Below are 17,840 nucleotides of genomic sequence, written 5' to 3' on the forward strand. Positions count from 1 at the left end.
TCGCCATACCGGACAAGCACGACACACTTCGTGCCTGTCCGGGTACGGCCGCAAGCCATCACGCAGCACGTAGTTAGGTTAACAACAAAAAATGCATAACGAAATATCATCGGGGAGCCGCTCGAACGGCAACCCGCGAGAGACCATTTTTCCCACGATTCATTCAGCCGCCGAATCACAGCAATCACCGCACGCAGAGGCCCAGGATCATCACAGCGAAGATACAGGTCTTGCCTGTCTGGTCGCTATAGCGCGCTTTCACGGCATCGCGGTGGATCCCGGCCAGATTGAGCATGAATTCAAAACTGACGACACGCCTCTTGATCGAACCAGTCTTTTGCTTGCCGCCCGTTCGCTTGGCCTGAACGCTCGCACCGTCAAAACGCGCATGACTCGCCTGGATCGTATCGCGCTACCCGCGATTGCGGTCGACGACGAAAACGGCACATTCTTCATCATCGTGCGTCTGGAGAAAGAGGCTGAGACGGTGATGATTCATCATTCCGGCAAAGCTGAACTCATTGCCCTGTCCTTCGACACCTTCTGGCAACGCTGCCAAGGAAACCTGATTCTCTTCGCTTCACATGCGTCGATGCGCAAGACGTTAGCGAAGTTCGATTTCAGCTGGTTCATTCCCGCGCTGATGAAGTATCGACGGCTTCTGACTGAAGTTCTGGTCGTTTCGTTTTTTATCCAGGTTCTCGCGCTCGTCACCCCTTTGTTCTTTCAGGTCGTGATGGACAAGGTGCTGGTGCACCGAGGGCTAACCACGCTCGATGTGATCGCGGTCGGGCTTTGTCTCGTGATGCTGTTCGATGTCGTGCTGAACGCGTTGCGTACTTATGTGTTCTCTCACACTACAAGCCGTATCGACGTCGAACTCGGATCGCAACTGTTTCGCCATCTGCTGATGTTGCCGGTGGCGTACTTTCAGGCACGGCGTGTGGGCGATTCGGTCGCGCGGGTGCGTGAACTGGAGAACATTCGCGCGTTCCTTACCGGCAACGCGATTACGCTGTTGATGGACCTTCTGTTTTCGTTCGTGTTTCTCAGTGTGATGCTGTATTACAGCGGTTGGCTGACGTTGATCGTGATTGTCTCGTTGCCGTGTTACGTCCTGCTCTCGCTTGTTTGCACGCCCGTGTTGCGTCGGCGGCTGGATGAAAAGTTCGCCCGGGGTGCGGAAAACCAGGCGTTCCTCGTGGAAACCATCAGCGGTATCGATACAGTCAAGTCCATGGCTGCCGAGCCGCATTGGATCCGCAGTTGGGAGAACCAGCTTGCGGCTTATATCCGTGCGACGTTTCGCACGGCAACGGTGGCGATCTGGGCTAATGGTGGGGTCAACCTGATTAGCAAGTTCGTCACGGTTGCGCTGATGTGGGTCGGGGCGCGCCTGGTGATCGACAACAAGCTCACCGTGGGACAACTGATCGCATTCAACATGTTGTCGGGCCAGGTGTCGGGGCCGATCATGCGGCTCGCGCAACTATGGACCGATTTTCAGCAAACCGGCATTTCAGTCGCGCGTCTCGGAGACATTCTGAATGCGCCAACAGAAACGCAAGATGCCAAGATCGCTTTGCCGCCCGTGACGGGGCACATCGAACTTGACGACGTCGTGTTCCGTTACCGGCCCGAAGGGCCTTACGTTCTGAGTGGGCTCAGTCTTTCCGTGCGCGCGGGCGAAGTGCTTGGCATTGTGGGCCCGTCCGGATCAGGTAAAAGCACGCTAGCGCGGCTCGTACAACGTTTGTATGTGCCAGAGCGTGGGCGCGTGATGGTTGATGGCCACGATCTCGCGCTCGTTGATGCCGCTTCGCTACGGCGTCAGATTGGCGTAGTGCAGCAGGAAAACGTGCTGTTCAATCGCAGCATCCGCGACAACATTGCATTGACCGATCCGGGCGCACCGCTCGCTGACGTGATCAAGGCCGCGAAGCAGGCAGGAGCGCATGAGTTCATCGCGGAGTTGCAGCAGGGGTACGACACGCTGGTGGGCGAGCATGGCTCGACGCTGTCGGGTGGGCAGCGGCAGCGGATTGCTATTGCGCGTGCCTTGATGAGTCATCCCCGCATTCTGATTTTTGATGAGGCGACAAGCGCGCTCGATTACGAATCCGAGCGCATGGTTCAAGACAACATGCACTTGATCACCCAGGGCCGCACGGTACTGGTGATTGCGCATCGCTTGTCGGCGGTGCGGCACGCTGATCGCATCATCGTGATGGAGCGTGGCAGGCTGATCGAAGAGGGGCCGCACGAGCGGCTTCTCGCAGCGGGCGGCACATATGCGCGGCTATGCAGTTTGCAGACAGGAGGCTGAACGATGCGCCTGCTGCTTTGGTTCGATGCCGTGCGCGCTATGTGCCGGCGGTATCGGGACGTGTTGCGGGAGGCATGGCGCTCGCGTGACAAGCATCCTGTTCTCTGGAAACCCGATGAAGCCGAGTTTCTGCCCGCCGCGCTAGCGCTGCAGCGTACCCCCGTATCGCCTCTGCCACGGGTGGCGGCAGCGGTCTTGCTGGCTTTGCTGGTCGTCGCCTTGCTCTGGGCGATATTCGGCAAGATAGACATCGTGGCTACGGCCGATGGCAAGATCGTTCCAGATGGCCACGCCAAAATCATTCAGTCGATCGAAACCGCAAAGGTCACGGCTATCCACGTCAGTGATGGGCAACTCGTCAAGGCTGGGACTGTGTTGCTCGAACTGGATTCGACCGTTTCCGCCGCTGAACGCAAGCGCTTGCGTGATGACTGGGCCGAAAGCTGGCTTGCTGCCACTCGTGCCCGTGCGGTACTCATGGGCATTGAAACAGGCGTGACACCGCAGCTGGATGGTCCGGGCGTTGGCGATCATGTTCCAGCTGATCTCGTACCTGATACGGCACGCATCGAGCAGGAGCAGCGCTTTCTTGAAGGTGAGCTGGGTGAGTTTCGTTCAAAGCTTGCGCGTCTGGATGCGGAGATTGCCCGTAACCGCGCTGAGCTTCAGACAGTCGGCGCAATGATCTACCGGTTACAACAGACGCTGAAGATCGCCCGAACGCGTGAGGGCGATTTGAACCAGTTAGCCGCCAACAACTATGTGTCTCGTCACGAGTATCTGGAGAAGCAGCAGGCGCGAATAGAGCAGGAGGGTGAGCTGGCCGCACAAAAGAGCCGCACGGGAGAAATCCGGGCAGCGATCGAAAGCGCCCGGCGTCAGCGCGACGAACTGACGGCGACGACGCGCCGGGCGATGCTCGATAACCTCAACATGGCAACACAAAAGGCGGCCGAACTGCGCCAGGAGTTCATCAAGGCGGATGCACACGATCGCTTCATGACGCTGAAGGCCCCGGTCGATGGCGCGGTGCAACAGCTTGCCGTGCATACCGTAGGCGGGGTGGTGACAGCGGCACAACCGCTCATGGTGGTGGTGCCGCGTGAGCAGCCCGCGGAAATCGAAGCCTTTCTGGAGAACCGCGATATCGGTTTTGTCCGCGTCGGGCAGACCGCTGCCGCAAAGATCGAAACGTTTTTGTATACACGTTACGGCACGCTTGCGGCAAAAGTGGTTAGCGTGTCGCACGATGCGATCGAGGACGAAAAGCGCGGCCTGATTTACGCAGTACGCCTGAAGCTACCGCAATCGATGATGCAAATTGATGGACAGGAAGTTGCGCTAACACCGGGCATGGCGGTGAGCGTCGAAATCAAAACCGGCAAGCGGCGCCTGATCGAATACTTCATGAGCCCATTGCTCACGCATGTTGACGAGAGTTTGCATGAACGCTAAACGGCACCAGCGCGTGCTGCTGGTTTGGCTGTTGAGCCTTGTGTCATGGATGCCGCTCACCGCACATGCGTGGTCATCCCTGGAAACGTTTGATCCGTTGGGCACTTCCCGCGAGCTGAGTGCGCCACCGCTCTTCGCCCTGAAGCCAGACGCAAACGGCATCACACCTTGCCGCTTCGATAGACCAGACGGCGAGATGACACTTGATGCTGCCGTGGACCGGGCGTTATGCCATCACCCGCAAACTCATCGCGCGTGGGCCCAGGCTCAGATACAAGCCGCCCGGCTCGGCCAGGCAACGGCTGCGAGATTGCCAACGCTCTCCGCTGTTCTAAGTGGCTCGAAGAGTCAAACCAGCACCTCGTCCGAGAGCAAATGGGAACCGCATTCTTCGTATAGCGGCATCAGCCGCGCCGCTGAGTTGACACTGGAATGGGTGCTTTTCGATTTCGGAGCGCGCTCGGCTGAAGTGAAAAAAGCGAAGGCTTTGCTGAGCGCGGCGAATCAGTCGCTGGATGCGGCCACGCTCGATGTGATGTATGCCACTGCGCGTGATTACTTCGCCGCGCTGACCGCACAGGCTCAAGTGAGTGCGGCGCGTCAGGCCGAGACGAATGCCCTGCAGAGCCTGGCTGCCGCTGAAGCGCGTCTTGCCGCTGGCGTGGCATCGATTGCGGATGCGCTTCAGGCGCGGACATCGTTAAGCCAGGTGCGGCTTGGACGAATCAAGGCCGAGACGGCACATGAAGAAGCGCTTGGCACGCTGGCTATCGACATCGGCGTTGACCCTGATACACCATTGCAACTCAGGAGCATGTCTGGTGCGCCGCAGCCCCCGTCGTCGTCGTCATCGCAACGGGAAGCCATTGGTACGCTGCTGGAAGCGGCTCGGACACACCATCCAAAATTGCTGGCGGCGAGTGCTGAACTGGATGCGGTTCAGGCTTCGCTTGTCAGCGTGCGAGCCCAGGCACTGCCCAGCGTTCGGTTGCAGGGCGGGCTGACCCACAGCCATCATCCGATGGCTGGCGCAGGTGAAAGCGGTAGCTTGCGGAACGCATCGCATAGCCGCTATATAGGCCTTCGGATTCATATTCCGTTTTTTGAAGGCTGGAGTTCGGCTTACCGGATCCGCGAAGCAGAAGCGCAAGTTCGTTTGCAGAAAGCGGAGTTGGCCGGAACAGAACAGCAGATCGTATTGAACGTCTGGAAAAGCTATAGCGCGGTGGAGGCCGGTGTCCAGACGCTGCAGCAAGCTGATACCTTGTTGCAGCATGCCGGGCAAGCGTTCACCGCGGCTCAGGCGCGTTATCGCGCAGGCGTGGAGGGCATCACAGCGTTGCTGCGCGCACAGGACGTGCTGACCGAGGCCCGCCAGCAGCGGATTGCCGCGCAAGCAGACTGGCACGTGGCGCGCTTAAGTCTCGCAGCAAGTCTCGGCCGATTAACACGCGACACACTGATTCGTGATCCGTGAGCGCGGGTGAATGCGCGCAAAAAACCCGCTGCAACACATGGAACATGACACATGTATGGCAGCGGGCGATCAGAATGATGCGTCAGATATTACTTTGCTGCGTTGACCATGTAATCGACGGCTGCTTTGACATCCGCATCGGAAGCGCTGGAGCCTCCCTTCGGCGGCATCGCGCCTTTGCCGTGGAGCGCATAGTTATAGAGCGTATCCATGGGATCCTTCAGACGCGGCGCCCATGCAGCCTTGTCGCCAAACTTCGGCGCATTCAGCACGCCAGCGGCATGACACACCTGGCAGACTTGCTGATACAACGCCTTGCCTGCTTGTGCGGCATCGGCGCTGGATGTTGCCGCTGCAACGGGCGCAGGTGCCTGGGCAACATTGGCGATCGCTGCCATGGCCGCCGCTTGGGCACTCGATGCACTTGCATCCGCAGTTGCCGCAGCCGTGGAGGCTGCATCGGGCGCGCCTTGTGCGGTTACAGGAGGCACGGGAGGGTCTGCGAATTTCGCCCCTGCGTTATTGGCCATATATGCCACTGCCAAACCGATTTCGTAATCGCTGTAGTCGTCGGGGTTTGTTCCACCGCGAGCGGGCATTGCGCCCTTGCCTGCAAGGACGGCATGCCACAACGTATCGAAGCCTGGGGTGAGGCGAGGGCCCCAGTCAGTTGCGCTGGTGAATTTCGGCGCACCCGCCGTGCCTGCCGCGTGACAGGTTGCACAGACCGCGTGATAAACCTGCTCACCGGTTTTATAGACGCGCGGTGCGTTGGCATCCCGGAGTTCGACCCGGGCTAGAGGTGCGATGCGCTGGGTTACTGCAGTGTTCGATAGGCCATCGGTGCCAGCGCTGATGCGTGTCGAGTTATCGACGTAGTACGCGAGCAGCACAATGATGATGATAGGAACCGCAAAGCCCGCGATGATGGCCGCGACGAGTTGCGCGGGGGTTTTGATCGGTAATTCGTGTGGAGCTTCGCTCATGCTTGTCTCGTCTCCCGTGAGTATTGTGGTGAGCGGTACAGCGCGACAGCAATGACTTGTGCGGCTTGCGGGTTTTTCGGGGTTTTTGCCGCGGGTGGCACGGCTTTGTAACCGACTGTCGGGACGATTATAGACGCGAGTTTCGAGCACGGCGAGTACTGCGCAAGGTTATTCAGAAGGCGTTTACCCGGATCTTGATGGGCGTTGCCTGGCTGTTCGCCAGGGCGGTGCGGATGGAGGATGTGGGCTGGGCTGGGGTGGTGGACGGGCTCGCTGAAACCGGGTATTCTTGCGCTCTCTCAAAGCGCTGTTTCTTTTTTTCTGCTTCCTGTACTGGTTGTAGCGCTTTCGTGTCAATGCGCCCGTAGCTCAATGGATAGAGTACTGCCCTCCGAAGGCAGGGGTTGCTGGTTCGATCCCAGCCGGGCGCACCAATCAGTAAGGCTTGCAACTGCACTTACTGTCCCTGAAAAGGCCGGATTCACGTCCCGGATGTCCCCTCAGTGTCCCGCCTGCGTCCCCAGCTTTTGTTCCCTGCCTGCGTGTCCCGACTCGGCGGACTCCCTGAAAGTGTAGTGGTCAACTGATTCCGGACACCTGGTTAAGTTTTTCTTCCGCGACCGCCGGTGCAACACCGGCATTGAACTGATGCGGTCGAATCCAGTTGTATCGCTGCATCAAATAGAAGCTGATGTCTCGCTGGGCATCCGAGGATGTCGAGTAACCGGTGCTGGGTACCCATTCTGTTTTCAGGCTGCGAAACAACCGCTCCGTAGGCGCGTTATCCCCACAATTTCCGCGCCGACTCATGCTTTGTTGAATCCTGTAGCGCCATAGCCGCTGACGGAACTTCCTGCTGGCGTATTGCCCACCCTGATCGGAGTGAAAGAGCAAATTCGATGGGCGTCCGCGCTGCTCAAAGGCCATATCCAGCGCTTGCACAACCAAGTCGGCATCAGGGCGCGCCGAAAATGCCCAGCCGACAATACGGCGCGTGAACAGGTCCAATACGACCGCCAAATAGTGCCACTGGCCCTGCGCCCACACATAGGTGATGTCGCCACACCAAACCTGGTTTTGCCCCGCGACATCGAACTGCCTGTTCAACACATTCGGAATATCAACACGCTCGATCGTAGCCCGGTTATAGGCATGGCCACCGGGCTGCTTGCAAATCAGTCCGAGCTCATCCATGAGCCGACAGACCTTAAAGCGGCCAATCGTGGAACCGCGCTCGCGCATCATTTCCATAATGCTGCGGCTACCGGCGGAACTGCGGCTCTCGATGAACAGCTCGTGCACGCGACTACGCAAAGCCATACGCTGCGAATCAACACGCTCGCGCCGCTGCCGATACGCGTAATAGCAAGAACGCGGCACGTCGAACAGAGCACACAGCAAGGCGACGGATTCATTGCCACCGATCTGATCGATTATTTCGTACGTTCGATCCCTTCCGACATGAGCAGCGCAGTAGCTTTTTTTAAAATGCTCTTCTCCCGCTCGAGTCGCTCGACCCGCGCCTCAAGCTCTTGAATCCGTTGTTGCTCCAGTGTCATCGCCGGGCTCTGTGGCGTGACGCCACGCCGCTCGTCATGCAGTTGCTGGACCCAGCGACGCAGGACCGATTCCGCGATGCCCACGGAACGACTCGCATCCGCGTGATTGTAGTTCTGGTCAAGAACCAGGGACGCAGCACTGCGCTTGAAATCAGGAGAAAACGATCGACGTTGCTTGCTCATCAGACACCTCGTTATGGCGAGCATTCTCGCCTAAATTGGTGTCCGGCTTCATTAGGCCACTACATTATGGCCCTCGCTGGTTGAAGGTGGGGTTTGTTCAGTGTGATTCGCAAGGCGGAAGGCGAGACTCCGATAGCTCGAAGCCCAAATGCTAAAATTGTCTTTATGCCCGGTTGGCGCTATGCGGACCGCTGCCGACTGGACTGATTAGCAAACAGGATGCCACGAATTGGCACATCACTATTCCGCTTTGAACCCTGAAAAGGCCTTGATCTGGCGGATCGTGCATCGCGACAATCTGCCGTGGATTCTCGACAATGGCTTGCACTGCGGTAACGGTGCGCGGAAGGCACCGGGCTGGGTCAGCATAGGAAATCCGGAATTGATCGACAAGCGTGCGACGCATCCGGTTCTGTTGCCGCCCGGTGGCTTCCTTGGCGATTACGTTCCGTTTTACTTCACGCCATTTTCGCCTATGCTGCGTAACATCAACACGGGCTGGGGCGGCATTCGGAAGCGCGCCAATGAAGAGATCGTCATTTTGGTTTCTAGTTTGCGGCACGTTGTTGCGCATGGGCTAGCTTATTTGTTTACGGATAGCCATGCGTATTATGAATGGGCAAATTATTACTCTGGCCTGTCCGACTTGGACAAGATCGACTGGCCGACTCTTCAGGCGCGCGACTTTCGCCGCGATCCTGACGACCCGGCCAAGTTCGAACGCTATCAGGCCGAGGCGTTGATTCATCGGCATTTGCCGGTGTCCGGCCTGCGTGGTGTGGTGTGCTACACGAACGAGGTCAGGCAGCGTATCGAAAATGACCTATTGGCGCGGCGTTTGGAGTTGCCGGTACATGTTCGGCAAAACTGGTACTTCTGATGATTACTTATACGCAAGGCAACCTATTGGAGGCCCGTGCCGAGGCGCTGGTCAACACGGTAAATACCGTTGGCGTGATGGGCAAGGGGATCGCGCTGATGTTCAAGGAGCGTTTCGCCGAAAACTTTCGGCGTTATGCGCTTGCCTGCAAGGCGGGAGAGGTCCGTACTGGCCGGATGTTTGTGACAGAAGCGAACGAGCTGGATGGTCTGCGCTGGGTCGTCAATTTTCCGACTAAGCAGCATTGGCGTGCGCCTTCTCGTCTCGAGTGGATTGCAGAAGGGCTGCAAGATCTGCGTCGCTTCCTCATCGAGAATCGGGTGAAGTCCATTGCTATACCGCCGCTTGGTGCCGGTAATGGTGGACTGGATTGGGGCGAGGTACGGGCGCAGATCGAACTGGCGTTGCATGATGTCGATGCCGAAATTCTAGTATTCGAGCCGACCAGTCAATACCAAAATGTCGCGAAGCGCGCTGGCGTGGAAAAGTTGACGCCTGCGCGTGCACTGATCGCCGAGCTGGTGCGCCGCTACTGGGTGCTGGGAATGGAGTGCAGCTTGTTGGAAATCCAGAAGCTGGCATGGTTTCTTGAACGAGCGATCAAGCGTTTCAATCCCGACCACAATCCCTTGAACCTGCAATTCGTGGCTCACAAGTACGGCCCGTATGCTAATCGACTGGATCACTTGCTGAACAATCTGGACGGTAGTTATCTGCATGCCGACAAGCGTATTAGCGATGCCGATCCGCTGGACGTGATCTGGTTCGACGATACGCGTAAAGATGTGGTGCAAGCGTATATCAAGACCGAAGCTAGGGAATATAGCCGCGCATTGGAAGCGACGGCCGAGTTGATCGACGGGTTCGAGTCGCCTTTCGGGATGGAGCTGCTTGCCACGGTCGATTGGCTGCTCGTAAATGAAGGCGTCGAGCCGACTGTGCCAGCGTTGCGTGCAGGCTTGCGCAACTGGAAGGTTGGCGGGGATGCCGCCAAACGTAAGGATCGGTTGTTTGATGACCGGGCGCTTGGCATTGCCTTGAGCCGACTTACGCAACAAGCTTCAGCCTTCGCGTGAGTTGAACTTTCCGGTCGAGTATCAGTTGTCAGGACAGGATGGCAATAGCATCAAGTTTGGCTCGCATGCGGTCGTGTCGCAGGTGCCCGTAATGCTTGTCGATCATTTCAGTCGGTGTACCAGCCATTTTGGCAACCTCGAAGCTGTCGATGCCATTCGCAATCATCTCACTGATGGCGGTGTGGCGTAGTGAATACATGACGACTGTGGGATGTAGAGATGACCGCTTTCTGGAGCCAAACGGCCGTTGGCAGCGAGTCTCTGAACCTGACAAATGGTGGTGTGTCGGCGTCAGTGCCGGATGAGCCTGTGTGCTGAGGCTAGTATTGCTCCCGCGCTTGCCGGGAGGAGCGTTCCCGACGCCGATCCGATGTAGCGACCGCTATGCAGATGCTTTGACACTGGTCCGCACGCCGGGGCACGGTGTTCCGTTACATAACGCCAGATCCTGTTGCGAATCCCGTTTTCAAAAACGTCGCTGTTCGCGAGCGATAGAGTTTGCTCACTGCAAAAGTGCTTTCACTTGTGAGACGAGCTCGTGGTCAGGAAAGCGTTCACAGGCCACTGACCAAGTCTGCTTCGCTTTTGCATGGTCGCCGCTGTTCCAGTGCACTCCGCCGAGCTCGAACATTGCCGCAGCATATTCGGGATCTAGGGTGACCGCCCGATGGAAGGCGTCGATCGCCTGTTCCGCCTGCCCAAGATGCGCGTATGCCACGCCGACCTGAAACCAACTCATTGCGTCCGGCTGGAGCACTTTGGCCTGCTCCAAGAGGATCGGCAGACTTTCGTCAAAGCGGTCCAGATATTGATGACCGAACGCGCCATGGGTGTCACCCGAGCCTGCGGGCTGGTAGGGATTTCTCGCTCGCTGTTTCAGTATGAGTCGCGCCGCCGGGTCGAAGACGAGGCGCTGACTAGCCGGATGATGGCCATCGCGGCGCAAAAGCGTCGCTACGGTTATCGGCCATTCATGTGCTGTTGCAGCGCGAGGGCTGGCTGGCAAACCATAAACGCATCTGGCGGCTGTATAGCAAGGCTGGGCTGAGCGTGCGCAAGCGGCGTTGCAAGCGCATTGCCGCTGTCGAGCGCAAACCGCTGCCGATGCCAACGGGTTAAGCAGGTGCTTGAACGGTTACGCGAGATGCGCGGCTTGCCCCAGTCCATCACGGTGGACAACGGTCCGGAGTTCGCCGGTAAGGTGCTGGATGCATGGGCTTACGAAGTGGGCGTTACGCTGTCCTTCATCCGGCCCGGCAAGCCGGTGGAAAACGCCTGCATCGAGAGCTTCAACGGGCGATTCCGGGACGAATGCCTGAACGAGCACTGGTTCGTCTCCATGAGCTACGCCAGGCGTTTGATTGAAGATTGGCGTATCGAGTACAACACCGAGCGGCCTCACAGCTCGCTCGGCTACCTGGCGCCGATGCAGTTCGCAAAGGCGCACGAAGCGAAGGAATTATTAACCTCGGACTCTAACGGAGCTTCGTACTAATACCCGGGGCACGTCCTCCCCCTTCAAGCTCTGCCCGACATCGATGGCCAAGCTCTCCCGCGTGTAGTTGTCGACCACTGTCAGAACACGTAAGTGTCTACCGTCAAACAATGCGTCGGAGACGAAGTCCATGCGCCATATCTCATTGATGGTCGTAACGATGCTCTTGGGTTGGCGCAACCGCGCTGATTTGTTTCGCTTTGGCCGCTTATGCCGCAGCGATAAGCTCTCGGCTTGATAGAGTCGATAGACCCGTTTGTGGTCTGCAACATCACATGCACACGGCGATAGCCGTAATGCACGCGAGTCGCGGCAATCTCCTTGATGCGCGCAAGCAATGCCGGCGAGTCCCGAGTCACCGATTGGTATCCGTAAAGTGACCTCGACATGCAAAATAGCGCGCACACTTTGGTCAGGCTTGCCCGATACCGATCACGCAACTCGTCGATCAATGTCCGTTTGCGAGAAGGCTTCAGAGCTTTTTTGACAGACCATCCTGCAGCATGGCCTTGTCCAGACTCAGATCGGCAACCAAGCGCTTGAGCTTCATGTTCTCTTCTTCCAACTGGCGCATTCTGCGAAGCTCGGACGGCCCTACGCCACCGTACTTCTTCCTCCAGTTGTAGAAGCTCAGCCTCGCTGATTCCCAGCTTACGGCACACCTCTTCGACCTTCGTACCCAGCTCCGCTTGCTTCAAGGCAAAGGCGATCTGTGCTTCCGTGAGCTTGCTCGTCTTCATGGCATGTATTCCGTTTCAAACTGTCAAAATCGTGCCGGATTTTCTATTTTTCAGCGGTACTGTTTTCTGGGGTAGGGTCAGTATCGGAAGCGTGCCAGCTCAAGGACCTCGATAGCAGATCACGCGTAATAAATAAGGGGAGTCATGATCTGACTCCCCCTTCACAACTCCTGCGTCGGGCCGGCGTTCAAACCGGCCGTTGCAATGCGATTACGTCAATCAAGCCAGCTTGAACAGACGCCGGGCGTTGTCACGTCCGATCTTTTGCCGGTCGTTTTCACCGATTTCGGCAGCATCGAACCACGTACTGGCTTCCTCCATCACTTCGAACGGGTAATCAGCGGAGAAAAGCACGCGGTCACTTCCTATTTCATCAATGGCGTTGCGCATCGTGATCGTCCGGAAGTTGCCGCTGGTGGTGACGTAAAAATTCTCGCGGAAATAGTCGATAAAAGGCCGCTTCGCTTTGACGCCCAGCGGGTTTTTGCCGTTAGCAGAGGCCCAGTGCGAGGTTCTCCAGATGTTGCTTTGAATCAGTTCTCCAAGGTGGCCGAGGATCACGTTCAGATTGGGGAAGCGGTCGAACAGGCCGCTACCGATCAACCGCAATGCATGAACGCCCGTTTCAGGTGAGAAGGCCCATGCCGGTCCCATTAACCACGGATGTCCTTCGTAGATGAGCTGCTGGCTGACGAGCGGATTTCGAGGATGCAGGTAGAACGGAACATCCAGCCGGGAAGCTTCAGCCCAGAACGGCGTGTACTGCGGCAGGTCGTAGTAGGTCGCGTTTGTCTCGCTTCCCACATTGGAAAAGCCATTGACAAGAGCACCAACAAAACCCAGCTCCGTCACGGTGCGTTTCAGTTCCTGGGTAGCGGCATCCGGATCCTGCATGGGCAGCGCGGCGAATGCCCCAAAACGGTCAGGACGCCGTGCGACTTGTTCGGCCAGAAAATCATTGGCTCGTCGCGCGACGTCGATGGCTTTGGCGGTATCGGTAATACCCTGCACGGCGGGTGCGTTCAGCGACAAAATGGTGTAGCCGATGCCACAGGCATCCATGCGCCGCAGGCGTTCCTCATGGATGTCCAGTAACTGTTTGCGCCGCTCAGGCCAGATATCTGCGCCAAAATATTCCTGAGAGTCGCCGATCGTGTCGGGGATAGCGAAATGTTCTTCTAATGCGATTTTGCCTTGCATGATAAATCCATGTAATTGTTAGGTTAAAGAAAAAAGGCTTGTCGCTTGGGACGAGCCTATACTGCTGCGCAGCATTTATTAGGAGTCTATAACCCCATTGAGGAGTACGCTGCGACACCCAGGATCTAGCATAGATGCACCGCCGCTTGCCGTTAAATTCCTGTCCTGAATAGACGTATTCACGTTGCCAATAACCCGTCTTCGCGGCCTCTGTCTGACAAACCATGAAAAACCTGGAATCCGGTTCATCGTTGCGGAATACCGACCTGAACCTCCTGCTGATCTTCGATGCGCTTTATCGGAGTCAGAGCACTACGCGTGCAGCTACCGAGTTGCATCTCACGCAGCCGTCCGTTAGCAACGCCTTGAAGCGTTTGCGCACGCTGTTCGAGGATGAACTGTTCGTCAGCACCCGGGAAGGTATGTTGCCAACGGCAAGGGCTAACGAGATTGCAACCTTGGTGGCAGAGGGCCTTAGCTCATTTCGCCTTGCCATGCAGGCGCATCGGCCATTCGATCCTGCGTCGGCCGTGAGGACTTTCTATCTTTATGTCAGCGACCTCGGACAGGCGATATTCCTTCCGCCTGTCGCGGCAAAAATCCGTAGCGTGGCTCCAGGTGTCAAGATCGTCACGATTGATCCGCCGCTCGACGAGGCGCAGCAAATGATGAAGCGTGGGCAGATTGATCTGGCGATTGGAATGTTTAGCGGACTGGAAGGCGATTTTCACCAGCAACGCTTGTTTGAAGAACATTACGTTGCCCTGCTGGGGAATGCTAATTCCGGCATAAGCGAGACATTGACGCCTGCGCAATTTTTTGTTGCCGACCATCTCATTTACACGCCAACTGCGGGCAGCCACGTTTTGTTTGAAGCCGCGTTAGAGGCGATCTTTGCCGCTCAAGGCCAAACAAGAAACGTGGCGATGCGCGTCGCTCATCTGGTTGGCCTTGATCGCATTGTTGCTTCGGGAAATATGATCGCCTGCATACCTGGCCGGCTCGCCAGAACGCTCGCTGGCCGGACAGATGTTCGCTCATGCGCGTTGCCATTTGAAATAATGCCGATTGATATTGTTCAGCTCTGGCACGCCCAGTTCCATCGTGACGAAGGTCATAGATGGCTACGGTCACTGGTCTACGATATTTTTCATGATGGTCGGCATGGCGTCGAATTTTGAACATCGTTGCCGTGTCGGTGTAATGCTTTTCGCCATATAAATTCGATTCCTGACACAGCAAGCTGTCGCAGACGATCGAGTCGATGGCTTGGGTAGGGAGCGCTGCATATTGATCGGGGATTCACGTGCAAAACGCGCTCTCCTGATTTACCGCTGGTTTTATTCGTTGCGGTAGTCCGTGACTTCATTACACCTCTTAAAAAAGATGTAATCAGGTTTCGCGGTCTATGGTCTTGGACCGCTCTACCTGATTACCTGATAGGGGGCGCAGATGACGATCAGCGTGACACGACAGGATGCTCGTTACAACACCTTGAAAAAAGGTTTTAACCTGAGATGGCCGGCTACCGAGTCGGATACTCCGGTACTCATCGAGCTTGCCGAAAACCCCGACGATGCAGCAGCAGTGTTGCAGCGTATCGTCGATGCAGGTCTGCGCCCCACCGTGCGTAGTGGTGGGCATTGCTACGAGGATTTCGTTTCCAATAATCCCGATGGTGTCATCCTCGACTTGGGCTTGCTGAATCAGGCGGGCAAGACCGACGACGGCAAGCGATATCGCATCGGGGCGGGCACGCAGAACTGGAACGGGTGCCTCGAACTTTATAAGCGGAGTAACGTCACGTTGCCCGGTGGCTCCTGCTATTCGGTCGGCGCGGGCGGACATGTGTGCGCGGGGGGTATGGTTTGCTGGCGCGCTTGCAAGGGTTGACGGTCGACTGGCTGTCGGCCGTGGATATCCTGACGGTCGACAATTGCGGCAAGGTCGTACCGCGCACCGTCGATGCCAACCATGACCCCGACCTGTTTCGCGCTTGCCGCGGCGCGGGCGGCGGCAACTTCGGCGTGATCACCAGCTATGTGTTCAACAACCTGCCGCCGGCGCCGAGCGAAGTCGCGCTCGCCACAGTGGCATTCGATTGGGCCAGCATGACACCCGATAAATTCGCCAGGCTTCTCTCCATCTACGGCGATTACTGGGAAAAGTACGATCAGGTACGGGACACCTGGGGCATGTTTTCGCTGCTCAATCTCACCCACCGTTCGGCGGGGCAGATCGTGATGACCACGCAATTCGGCAACCCTGACGGTACGTGCCGCGACCTGAGCGTGCTGAACGATTTTCTCGACCGCTTTCACGTCTGTGGGCCGGTGCCGCTGAAAGGCTCCGTGCCGGGCGTTGGCCCTGCGCCGCACTGCTGTGCGGGCCAGTTGCTCTGTTCGAAGCCGCACACGGTGATGCGTTACGACTGGCTCACCGCTACCCAGTACCTCAATAGCTCGGGGACTAACCTGCGTGGCAAGTACAAATCGTCCCACATGAAATGTAATTTCACCGCGCGCGAAGCGGAGCGCATCTATACGCACCTCACGCGCACGATACCGGGCATCGATTTGAGCCAGTCGTTGCTACAGGTCGATTCCTACGGTGGTGCCACCAACCGGCCCGAACGACTGAATGACACTGCGGTGGCGCAGCGCGCCTCGGTCATGAAGTTGCAATACCAGACCTACTGGCTTGATGCGAAACACGATGCCGATTACCTGCGCTGGATCAACGATTTCTATAGTGACGTCTACGGCACCCCCGGCGTGCCTGAACGTTATGCCGGCACGCCCTACCCTGGCGAGCGCTACGAAGGCTGCTACATCGGCTATCCGGACTGCGACATGCTGGCGTATTCGTTCTGGCCGCAACTGTATTACGGCGATCAAGGGCTCTACGACTTCCTGCAAAACGTGAAGCGCCGCTACGACCCGAACAATATCTTCCACCATGCGATGTCGGTACGTCCTTGATCTCACAGACAAAGGAAATATCATGACGCCTCATACCTGTCATAAACGACGGACCGTGCTGCAATGGATCGGTGGTGGAATCACCGCAGGTGCATTGACGGCATGGTTACCTGCGAATGCGCAAACTGCGGCGCGAACCAGCCCGGATGCGGCTGGCCGTGCTCTGCCTGTCGCATCGCCGCGTTTTGCTTACGTCGGCACCTATACCAACAATGTTCCTGGAAGCATCACCTCACAAGGCATTTACGTGTTTGCGCTCAAGAACGATACCTGGACGCAAGTGCAAGCCGTGGCCAGCGAGAACCCGTCGTTTCTCGCGCTGCATCCGAGCCAGCGTTTCCTGTATGCGATCAACGAGATCGACCGTTACGAGGGATTGCCCACCGGCTCGGCCGAAGCCTATGCCATTGATCCGAACGATGGCCACCTGACTTTGCTCAACCGGCAGCCGTTGTCGCTGTCGGGAACTGGGCCGGCACATCTCGCCGTATCCCCCGATGGACGGTATCTGGTGGTGGCACTGTATGGCGGCGGCGCCTATAACGTGTTGCCTGTCGATGTGGATGGCACGCTCGGCAAGGTGTCGGGCATCAGGAAGGAAATCAGTTGCGCCCCCGACAAGGCGCAACAGGAATTGCCGCATCCGCATATGGTGCTGTTCGATCCCACCGGGACGCGAGTACTGGCGGCCGATCTTGGCAGTAATCGCCTCACCGTGTTTGAGCTAGCCGATGGCAAGCTCGAAGTGCAGGCGCGCATCGCCACTCCGCCTGGCAGCGGCCCACGCCATCTGGTGCTGCATCCGTCCGGGCACTTGTTGTATGTGGTGAATGAACTCGGCGCATCGGTGGCTTGCTATGGTTACGACGCCATAGGCGGCAGGATTCTGGAGCAACGCTACCGGGTGTCGACCGTGCCGAAAGAGTTCACTGGACAGAAGAACGCAGCCGCGCTTGTGATCCACCCTTCAGGGCGCTACCTGTATGCCTCCAATCGCAAACTGGAGTCGGAGCATCCGCTGGCCGATAGCGTGGTGGTATACCTCACCCATGCGACGAGCGGTGCGTTAGCGCCGTTGCAATACTGGAATGAGGGTTTGAGTTTCCCACGCGCATTGACCATGGCACCCGACGGCGGGCATCTGTACGCGCTCAGCCAGAAGGGCGACAACATCCTGCGCCTGCGTATTGATCCTGTGAGTGGCCTGCTCGACCAGCCGACGCAGGTGGCGCAAGTGCCGAAGCCGGTATGCCTCGTCTTTGCGTGACGGCTGCAGCACATGACAGGAAAGAAAAAGTGGCCAGACTGAACTGCCCCCTTTCCTCGAAATCCCCGAATTACGCCTCTTTTCCTTCCCTGATCTCCGTATCGGGCACGTACGCGCGCTAGCAGAATAAGGTTGTAAAAAACCCTTGAGCGAACGGAAACGATATTCCGTTCGCTCAAACTAGCCCGTAACGAGTCGTTAATCCAGAGCGACGC

The 17,840-nt window shown here is 57.5% G+C and carries 14 protein-coding genes, 1 tRNA gene and 1 pseudogene; 10 read left to right on the forward strand and 6 right to left on the reverse strand.

Translation table 11 applies throughout. The annotated features are described in order from the left end of the window. The first annotated feature begins 91 nt into the window (after positions 1-91). From GH657_RS01500 to GH657_RS01510, 3 genes are read left to right on the forward strand one after another with little or no spacing between them, the layout of a single operon-like run. Positions 92-2,326 (forward strand): type I secretion system permease/ATPase, encoded by a 2,235-nt coding sequence (locus GH657_RS01500; RefSeq protein ID WP_153099067.1) that lies wholly within the window; start codon positions 92-94, stop codon positions 2,324-2,326. 3 nt (positions 2,327-2,329) lie between these two features. Then, positions 2,330-3,781, forward strand: coding sequence for an HlyD family type I secretion periplasmic adaptor subunit (locus GH657_RS01505; protein ID WP_153099068.1), 1,452 nt, complete (start codon positions 2,330-2,332; stop codon positions 3,779-3,781). Next, on the forward strand, positions 3,771-5,258 hold the full coding sequence (locus GH657_RS01510; protein ID WP_174769843.1) for a TolC family protein: 1,488 nt from the start codon (positions 3,771-3,773) through the stop codon (positions 5,256-5,258). The genes GH657_RS01505 and GH657_RS01510 overlap by 11 nt, the downstream gene beginning before the upstream one ends. A gap of 89 nt (positions 5,259-5,347) precedes the next feature. Here the strand turns inward: GH657_RS01510 and GH657_RS01515 are convergent, their stop codons facing one another. Continuing rightward, on the reverse strand, positions 5,348-6,244 hold the full coding sequence (locus GH657_RS01515; protein ID WP_153099070.1) for a c-type cytochrome: 897 nt from the start codon (positions 6,242-6,244) through the stop codon (positions 5,348-5,350). A gap of 358 nt (positions 6,245-6,602) precedes the next feature. Between GH657_RS01515 and GH657_RS01520 the strand changes: the two genes are divergently transcribed. Then, a tRNA-Arg gene (locus tag GH657_RS01520) sits at positions 6,603-6,678 on the forward strand. 145 nt (positions 6,679-6,823) lie between these two features. Here GH657_RS01520 and GH657_RS01525 read toward each other — a convergent pair. After that, a protein-coding gene (locus tag GH657_RS01525) for an IS3 family transposase (protein WP_153099071.1) occupies positions 6,824-7,986 on the reverse strand; the annotation gives its coding sequence in 2 pieces (ribosomal slippage) (positions 6,824-7,722 and positions 7,722-7,986; 1,164 coding nt in all). 229 nt (positions 7,987-8,215) lie between these two features. Between GH657_RS01525 and darT the strand changes: the two genes are divergently transcribed. Further along, the gene (darT, locus tag GH657_RS01530; protein WP_153099072.1) at positions 8,216-8,866 is read left to right on the forward strand and encodes a type II toxin-antitoxin system toxin DNA ADP-ribosyl transferase DarT; all 651 of its coding nucleotides are present in this window, start codon (positions 8,216-8,218) and stop codon (positions 8,864-8,866) included. Further along, positions 8,866-9,942, forward strand: a complete 1,077-nt coding sequence (gene darG / locus GH657_RS01535; RefSeq protein ID WP_153099073.1) for a type II toxin-antitoxin system antitoxin DNA ADP-ribosyl glycohydrolase DarG — start codon at positions 8,866-8,868, stop codon at positions 9,940-9,942. Before darT ends, darG begins: the two co-directional genes overlap by 1 nt. A gap of 28 nt (positions 9,943-9,970) precedes the next feature. Here darG and GH657_RS01540 read toward each other — a convergent pair whose 3' ends face one another. Further along, positions 9,971-10,141 carry a site-specific integrase gene (locus GH657_RS01540; RefSeq protein WP_246173954.1) on the reverse strand — a complete coding sequence of 57 codons (171 nt, stop codon included), beginning with the start codon at positions 10,139-10,141 and terminating at the stop codon, positions 9,971-9,973. A 303-nt stretch (positions 10,142-10,444) separates the two neighbouring features. After that, complete coding sequence (locus GH657_RS01545; protein ID WP_246173956.1) at positions 10,445-10,888, reverse strand: tetratricopeptide repeat protein; 444 nt, start codon at positions 10,886-10,888, stop codon at positions 10,445-10,447. 129 nt (positions 10,889-11,017) lie between these two features. Between GH657_RS01545 and GH657_RS01550 the strand changes: the two genes are divergently transcribed. Then, a complete protein-coding gene (locus tag GH657_RS01550) occupies positions 11,018-11,437 on the forward strand; it encodes an integrase core domain-containing protein (protein ID WP_153099074.1) in 420 nt (139 codons plus the stop codon). Positions 11,438-11,517: 80 nt separating this feature from the next. Here the strand turns inward: GH657_RS01550 and GH657_RS18495 are convergent, their stop codons facing one another. Beyond that, entirely contained in the window at positions 11,518-12,177 is a 660-nt protein-coding gene (locus GH657_RS18495) for a transposase (protein WP_153099075.1), read from the reverse strand. A 219-nt stretch (positions 12,178-12,396) separates the two neighbouring features. Continuing rightward, positions 12,397-13,377 (reverse strand): amidohydrolase family protein, encoded by a 981-nt coding sequence (locus GH657_RS01560; RefSeq protein ID WP_153099076.1) that lies wholly within the window; start codon positions 13,375-13,377, stop codon positions 12,397-12,399. 224 nt (positions 13,378-13,601) lie between these two features. Between GH657_RS01560 and GH657_RS01565 the strand changes: the two genes are divergently transcribed. From GH657_RS01565 to GH657_RS01575, 3 genes and pseudogenes are all read left to right on the forward strand, one after another. Continuing rightward, positions 13,602-14,558 (forward strand): LysR family transcriptional regulator, encoded by a 957-nt coding sequence (locus GH657_RS01565; RefSeq protein WP_246173958.1) that lies wholly within the window; start codon positions 13,602-13,604, stop codon positions 14,556-14,558. A gap of 271 nt (positions 14,559-14,829) precedes the next feature. After that, a pseudogene (locus GH657_RS01570) lies at positions 14,830-16,358 on the forward strand (FAD-binding oxidoreductase). A gap of 22 nt (positions 16,359-16,380) precedes the next feature. Then, entirely contained in the window at positions 16,381-17,625 is a 1,245-nt protein-coding gene (locus GH657_RS01575) for a lactonase family protein (protein ID WP_153099077.1), read from the forward strand. Positions 17,626-17,840: the final 215 nt, after the last annotated feature.

This window comes from Paraburkholderia hayleyella, from assembly GCF_009455685.1.
GTDB lineage: Bacteria > Pseudomonadota > Gammaproteobacteria > Burkholderiales > Burkholderiaceae > Paraburkholderia > Paraburkholderia hayleyella.

Excerpts from the sequence above, each read along its gene's own strand:
- darG (WP_153099073.1), top strand. The coding sequence starts at position 8,866 with ATGATTACTTATACGCAAGGCAACCTATTGGAGGCCCGTGCCGAGGCG.
- GH657_RS01500 (WP_153099067.1), top strand. The coding sequence starts at position 92 with ATGCATAACGAAATATCATCGGGGAGCCGCTCGAACGGCAACCCGCGA.
- GH657_RS01540 (WP_246173954.1), bottom strand. The coding sequence starts at position 10,141 with ATGTATTCACTACGCCACACCGCCATCAGTGAGATGATTGCGAATGGC.
- GH657_RS18495 (WP_153099075.1), bottom strand. The coding sequence starts at position 12,177 with ATGAAGACGAGCAAGCTCACGGAAGCACAGATCGCCTTTGCCTTGAAG.
- GH657_RS01560 (WP_153099076.1), bottom strand. The coding sequence starts at position 13,377 with ATGCAAGGCAAAATCGCATTAGAAGAACATTTCGCTATCCCCGACACG.
- GH657_RS01575 (WP_153099077.1), top strand. The coding sequence starts at position 16,381 with ATGACGCCTCATACCTGTCATAAACGACGGACCGTGCTGCAATGGATC.
- GH657_RS01565 (WP_246173958.1), top strand. The coding sequence starts at position 13,602 with ATGAAAAACCTGGAATCCGGTTCATCGTTGCGGAATACCGACCTGAAC.
- GH657_RS01510 (WP_174769843.1), top strand. The coding sequence starts at position 3,771 with ATGAACGCTAAACGGCACCAGCGCGTGCTGCTGGTTTGGCTGTTGAGC.
- GH657_RS01505 (WP_153099068.1), top strand. The coding sequence starts at position 2,330 with ATGCGCCTGCTGCTTTGGTTCGATGCCGTGCGCGCTATGTGCCGGCGG.
- GH657_RS01515 (WP_153099070.1), bottom strand. The coding sequence starts at position 6,244 with ATGAGCGAAGCTCCACACGAATTACCGATCAAAACCCCCGCGCAACTC.